4 protein-coding genes are annotated in these 6,013 nt (G+C 74.1%); 2 read left to right on the top strand and 2 right to left on the bottom strand.

The window, feature by feature from the left end; all coding sequences use genetic code 11:
• Positions 1 to 116 precede the first annotated feature (116 nt).
• On the bottom strand, positions 117 to 1,430 hold the full coding sequence (locus IH45_RS0142020; RefSeq protein WP_030682205.1) for a sensor histidine kinase: 1,314 nt from the start codon (positions 1,428 to 1,430) through the stop codon (positions 117 to 119).
• A gap of 590 nt (positions 1,431 to 2,020) precedes the next feature.
• A complete protein-coding gene (locus tag IH45_RS0142025) occupies positions 2,021 to 3,313 on the bottom strand; it encodes a sensor histidine kinase (protein ID WP_050515577.1) in 1,293 nt (430 codons plus the stop codon).
• Between the two features lie 144 nt (positions 3,314 to 3,457).
• On the opposite strand from IH45_RS0142025, the gene IH45_RS1000000150500 reads away from it, so the two are divergent.
• Positions 3,458 to 4,129: an RDD family protein gene (locus IH45_RS1000000150500; RefSeq protein ID WP_050515578.1), complete on the top strand. Its 672-nt coding sequence runs from the start codon at positions 3,458 to 3,460 to the stop codon at positions 4,127 to 4,129.
• Entirely contained in the window at positions 4,122 to 5,489 is a 1,368-nt protein-coding gene (locus tag IH45_RS0142035; protein WP_032919505.1) for an EsaB/YukD family protein, read from the top strand. The genes IH45_RS1000000150500 and IH45_RS0142035 overlap by 8 nt, the downstream gene beginning before the upstream one ends.
• Positions 5,490 to 6,013 lie beyond the last annotated feature (524 nt).

Below are 6,013 nucleotides of genomic sequence, written 5' to 3' on the forward strand. Positions count from 1 at the left end.
GCGTAGGGGTGGTGTGTGGGGGTGGGCGTAGTGGCCTCTCTCCGCTCCGGGGTGCGTGGGGGCAGGCCCGGAGGGAGAGAGTGGTCGCGGTGGGGTGGCGGGTCGGTGGCGCCGGGTCAGCCGCGCCAGGGTATTTCGGCCGTGATGGATGTCGGGCCGCCGACGGGCGAGTCGACGACGAGGAGGCCGTCGACCGAGCCGAGGCGCTCCGCCAGGCCCGCCAGTCCGCTGCCTGCTTCCGTGGTCGCGCCGCCCTGGCCGTTGTCCGTGACCAGGACCATGATCCGGTCGCCCGCGTGCCACACGTCCACGGTGGCGGCGGTGGCCCGCGCGTGCTTGGAGACGTTCTGCAGCAGCTCGGAGACGGTGAAGTAGGTGATCCCCTCGATGGCCGCGGCCGGGCGGTGGTCCAGGTCCACCTCCACCTTGACCGGCACGGTGCAGCGGGCGGCGAGGGCCGACAGGGCGGGACCCAGACCGCGGTCGGTGAGGATTGCGGGATGGATGCCGCGCGCGAGGTCCCGCAGCTCCTGCAGGGCTATCTTCACCTCGCCGTGCGCCTCGTCCACCATCTTGGCCGCGGCCTGCGGGTCCTCGGCCAGCTTCTCCTTCGCCAGGCCCAGGTCCATGGCCAGCGACACCAGCCGGGCCTGCGCGCCGTCGTGCAGGTCGCGCTCGATGCGCCGCAGGTCGGCGGCGGCGGTGTCCACCACGACCCCGCGGTCCGTCTCCAGTTCCGAGACGCGCGTGGCGAGCACGGAAGGGCCGAGCAGCCCGTACACCAGGACCCGGTCCACGTGTGTGAGCCCGCGTATCACCCACGGGCCGGCCAGGACGAGCAGCAGCCCGGTCGCGCTGGCCACCGCCATCCCGGCGGGGGTGTCCAGGTAGATGCCGTCGCCGTGTCCGTTGCCCCACAGCTGGAGGCCGGGCTGGTCGAGGTAGGCGGGGAAAGTCCACTGCCACACCGGGTAGAGCAGCAGCGCCCAGCCCATCGACCAGAACGTCACCGAGAAGCAGAAGGCGAAGATCGCCCAGGGGAAGTGGAGGATCGAGTACAGGAGGTGGCGCCAGGAGACGCCGCTCTTGAGGACCGCGCCGACCCAGCTCAGGAAGCCCGGCTTGGCGGCGCGTATCGGCGCCGGGTGGTCCACTTCCAGCTCCAGCAGGCTGCGCGCCCGGACCCGCTCCAGGGCGCCCATGCCCCGGCACCCCATCAGCGCGCCCGCGAAGACCGGTATGCCCAGGAAGGTGACCAGCAGGCCGGCGCCGATCGAGATCATGGTGACGGCATAGCTGAACATCACGATCGACACGGGCACGCTGAGGAAGAGGTAGAGGAACTCCCGCCAGGTGCGCCCCGAGAACGGGGCGCGCAGCGCGGTGGGTACGCGTGAGGCCGGGGGGTGGGATCCGTACGCGGTGTCCATCGTCTCGTCGTCCGTTCTGCCGGGTCCGGGCCGGTCGGTCTGCCGTCGGCGCTCCGCCACGCCTGCGGCCGTGTCCGGCTGCTGTCGCCGCCGGCGCCGCTGATCCCAGCTCTGCCGGCTACCTCCAGCCTCCGCGCTCCGAGCCCTCCGCACCATGAGGGAAAACGCAGTCTTCACCCTGGGGTTTTCCCCACCCCCGAGGGGTGGGGAATGGCTGGTGGCTCCCGACCTATGGAGTGGCTGCGGCCTGTGGAGTGGCTGCGGGTTGTGGGGCTGCTGCGGGTTCTGTGGCGGGTGCTGGCTTGAGGGGCGAGTACTGGTTTGTGGGGTGGGTGCTGGCTCGTAGGGCGGATGTTGGCTTGTGGGGCGGGCATCGGCTTGTGGCGCTGGCACCGGCCCGGGGCGCCGGTATCGGCTCGAGGCGCGCTGGCACCGGCCCGCGGGGCCGCCTTCGTCCGGGGCAGCTCCCCTCCCGCACTTCCTGCGGGCTGATTCGTTCCCGCCCCCCTGCGGGCCGGCCCGCCGCCCGGCGCTCACGCGCCCTTCGCCCGGCCGTCCCGCACCCGGCCCTGCCTTCGATCGCGCCCCTGCTACTTCCCCCTGCCCTGCCCCTTTTCCCTGCTCCGCCCCTTCTCCTTGCTCCGTTCCGGCTCGCGGCCCCGCCACGGCAGTTCGGCCGTCACCCGGGTCGGGCCGCCGACCGGGGAGTCGAGGACGAACAGTCCGTCCACCGACCCCAGCCGCTCCGCCAGACCGGCCATGCCGCTGCCGCCGTCGAGCCGCGCGCCGCCGCGCCCGTCATCCTGGACCTGGATCAGCAGCCGGTCCGGCGCGCGCCAGACCTCGACCCACGCCGTCCGCGCGCCGCTGTGCTTGGAGACGTTCTGCAGCAGCTCGGAGACGGTGAAGTACGCGATGCCCTCGATGGCCGGCGCGGGCCGTTCCGCGAGGTCCACCTCCACCTTGACCGGCACGGTGCAGCGGGCGGCGAGGGCCGACAGGGCCGGGCCGAGACCGCGGTCGGTGAGGATCGCCGGGTGGATGCCGCGCGCGAGGTCCCGCAGCTCCTGAAGGGCGAGCTTCACCTCGCCGTGCGCCTCGTCGACCATCTGCGCCGCCGCGTCCGGGTCCTCCAGCAGTTTCTCCTTCGCCAGCCCGAGCCCCATCGCGAGCGCGACGAGCCGGGCCTGCGCGCCGTCGTGCAGGTCGCGTTCGATTCGCCGCAGGTCGGCGGTGGCCGTGTCGGAGACCGTCGCGCGGTCCGTCTTCAGCTCGGCGATCCGCCGCTCCAGCTCGTCGGAGGGGGACAGCAGGCCGCGCACCATCATCCGGTCGGCGTTGGTCAGCCCGCGCGCGATCCAGGGCAGCGCCGGCCAGGCCACGATGAGCGAGGCGAGCACGACCGGGAAGGTGACGACCGACCACGGCAGCCGGATGAACGCGTACAGCGCGTGCCGCCACCCGACCGGGTCCTTCAGCCGCACCCACAGCCAGGAGAAGAATCCGTTCCCCGCCGCGCGCAGCGGGCTCGGCTCGTCCACCCGTACGCCCAGCAGGCGCCGTGCGCGGGCCCGTTCCAGCTTCCCGTACTGGCGGCACACCAGGAGCCCCACCGCGAGCAGCGGCAGCCCGACGACGGTGAGGGACAGCCCGATCCCCGCCACCAGCCACACCGTCACCACGGCGAAGGCAGGCACGCCCAGCGGGAGATCGGTGAGCAGGTGGAGGACCTCCCGCCAGGTCGCGGGGGCGAGTGCGGCCCGCGGCGACGGCAGGGGCTCGTCGGCGCCGTACCCCTCGCCGTAACCGGCGGCGGCCGACGGCCGTGCGGCCGGGCCCGGGGGACGGTCGCGGCGTCGATCATGAGCGGAGCGTGCGGTCATACGCTCTAGCTTGCCGGTCACCATCGGTAGTGACCATGGGGAACGTCGGTGACCCGGGGTGGGGTTTTCCTCACCCCGCCGCCTCCGGGGCCCGCGCCGGGCGCGGCTTGTGCGGAGGCGGCACGGCCAGCTTGGATCTGCGGCATGAGTGAGTACCAGCAGGGCCCGTACGGACAGCAGGGACCGTACGGGCAACAGGGGACATATGGGCAGCAGGGCGCGTACGGCCAGCAGGCGCCGTACGGGCAGCAGAGCCCGTATGGGCAGCAAGGTGCGTACGGGACGCAGGGGGGCTACGGGTACGGGCAGGCGCCGGGCTATGCGGCGCCGGGACCGCAGGGGTATCCCTACGGAGCGCCGCAGGCGGGCGGGCCGCCCATAGGCATGCTGGGCAGTCAGGGAGCGCGGCTCGGGGCCCGGTTGCTGGACATCGTCTTCCAGTTCGTCGCAATGCTCGTGGTGTTCGTGGTCGCCGGCCTTCTCCAGGCTGCGCTGCCGCGCGATGCGGCCGCGCTTCCGCCGTTGCTGGTCGGCATCCCCGCCCTCATCGCCGTGCTTCTGTACGAGCCGTTCATGAACTCGAAGTACGGCGGCACCTTCGGCAAGCAGATCTGCGGCCTGCGCGTCGCCCAGCTGGACACCGGGGCGCCGCTGTCGTTCGGGCGGGCGCTCGGGCGCTGGGCCGTCGTCTTCCCGATGGGGTTCGTCCCGTTCCTGGGGCTGCTCAACGTGCTGTGGTGCTGCTGGGACGAGCCGTACCGGCAGTGCCTGCACGACAAGGTGGCCGGGACCGTGGTGGTCAGGCGCCGTGCGTAGTACGGAGGCCGGGGTGCGGGCGGCGCTGCGGCGGGTGGTGCTGGCGGGCGAACGGCGGCGGGTCGACCTGGTGTTGCCCGCGCATGAGCCGGTCGGCACGCTGCTGCCCGAGGTACTGCGGGCGGTCGGCGACCCGGTGGCGTACGGGCCGTCGCGCTGCCGCCTGGTGACGGACGGCGGCGCCGTACTCGCCCAGGGCGAGACGCTCGCGTCCGCGAACGTGGCCGACGGGTCCGTACTGCGGCTGCTCCGGGAACCGGAAGCGCCGGGGACGCCGACGCCGACCGCACCTGGCGGCACGGGCGAGGTGACGAGCGAGACGACGGGCCAGGTGATGGGCGACGGCCTCGACCTGCCCGCCTGGCGGTGGGGCGAGCGGAGTCGGACGTGGACGACGGTCGCGTCCGGGGTGCTGCTGTCGGGCGTGACCGGGGCGCTCGCAGCGCGCGCGTACGGGCCGGAGGCGGCCGGGCCGTGGCTCGGCGGGGCCGCGGTGATCGCGGCCGGGTCCGGTGCGGCGGCCGGGGGGCTGCTCGGCAGACGCGCGCCGAGTACGGCGCTGCTCCTGATGGGCGGCGCGCTCGGCGTGCTCGCCTCCTGGGACGTGACCTCGGGCGGCGGGACACGCCTGGCCGCCGTCGGGCTGACGGTGGCGGCCGTGCTCGCACTGCTCGGGCTCTGTACGGGCCTGGGGCGGGGCGGACTTGTCGGGGCGGCGGCGGTCGCGGCCACGGTCGGCATGTGGGAAGCGGGGTCGGCGCTCGCCGGTCCGGCGCAGGCGGCCGTCCTGATCGGCCTGGTGTCGGTGCTGGCACTGGGTTACCTGCCACGGCTCGCCCTGGCGTCGGCCGGACTGACGCGGCTGGACGACCGGCGCTCCGGAGGCACGCCGGTCAGCAGCCACCGCGTCGCGGCGGCGCTCGGCGCCACGCACCGCGGACTCACGCCGGCCGCCGTCGCGATGGCCGGGTCGGCGGGGGCGGCCGGCGTGGTGTCCGTCGGGGGTGCGTCCGGGGCCGGCGGTGGCTGGGCCGTGGCGGGCGCGCTGCTGCTGTGCGTCGTGCTGTACTCGCGGGCGCGGGCCTATCCGCTGGTCCTGGAGGTCGTGGCGTTGCTGGCGGCCGGTACGGCGGTCTGCGTACGGCTCGCCCTGCTGTGGGCGGACGGCGGCAGCCCGGCGGGGGTGCTGATCGCGCTGTGCCTGTTGGCGGCGCTGCCGGTCGCGGCGCTCACCGTACGGCTGCCGGAACACGTACGGGTGCTGCTGCGGCGCCTGACGGACGTGGTCGAGGTGGTGAGTGTGGTGGCGCTGATTCCGGTGGGGCTCGGGGCGTTCGGGGTTTTCGACCGATTGCTGTAGCTGTGACCGGGTGCCGTACGTGTGCGAGCACCCGGCCGATCGAAAGCGGCGACCGGGTCGACCACAATGATCGGCCGCGGCGGTCGAGCACATCGACCGGTCTGACCAGAAGGGGCGGCGGAGGGTACATGTCGGGAGAACCGGGGCGGCAGGGAGTGCCGGGGGAGACGGGGCCGGGAGAGACGGGAATGCCGGTGCCGACGGTGCCGCCGATGCCTGGGTACGCGCCGGGGACGATGCCCGGGGCATCCGGGGCTGTGCCCGGGGTGCTTGGTGCGTTCGGTGCGCCTGGTGCGCTTGGTGCGTCTGGTGTGCCTGGCGCGCCTGGTGTACCCGGTGCCATGCCCACGGTGGGTGCCGGGCCGCTGCCCGCGGGACCGCTGCCAGCGGGGCCGCTTCCCGCCGGTCCGCTGCCCGAGGCCGCGCCCGCGCCTGTACCCGTATCCGCGGCCCCGCCCGTCCCCCTGGCGAAGCAGGCATACGCGCCTGCTCCCACCCATACCCCCACCCATAACCCCACGCAC

This window comes from Streptomyces rimosus subsp. rimosus (assembly GCF_000720725.1).
Taxonomy (GTDB): Bacteria; Actinomycetota; Actinomycetes; order Streptomycetales; family Streptomycetaceae; genus Streptomyces; species Streptomyces rimosus_A.

Excerpts from the sequence above, each read along its gene's own strand:
- IH45_RS1000000150500 (WP_050515578.1), top strand. The coding sequence starts at position 3,458 with ATGAGTGAGTACCAGCAGGGCCCGTACGGACAGCAGGGACCGTACGGG.
- IH45_RS0142025 (WP_050515577.1), bottom strand. The coding sequence starts at position 3,313 with ATGACCGCACGCTCCGCTCATGATCGACGCCGCGACCGTCCCCCGGGC.
- IH45_RS0142020 (WP_030682205.1), bottom strand. The coding sequence starts at position 1,430 with ATGGACACCGCGTACGGATCCCACCCCCCGGCCTCACGCGTACCCACC.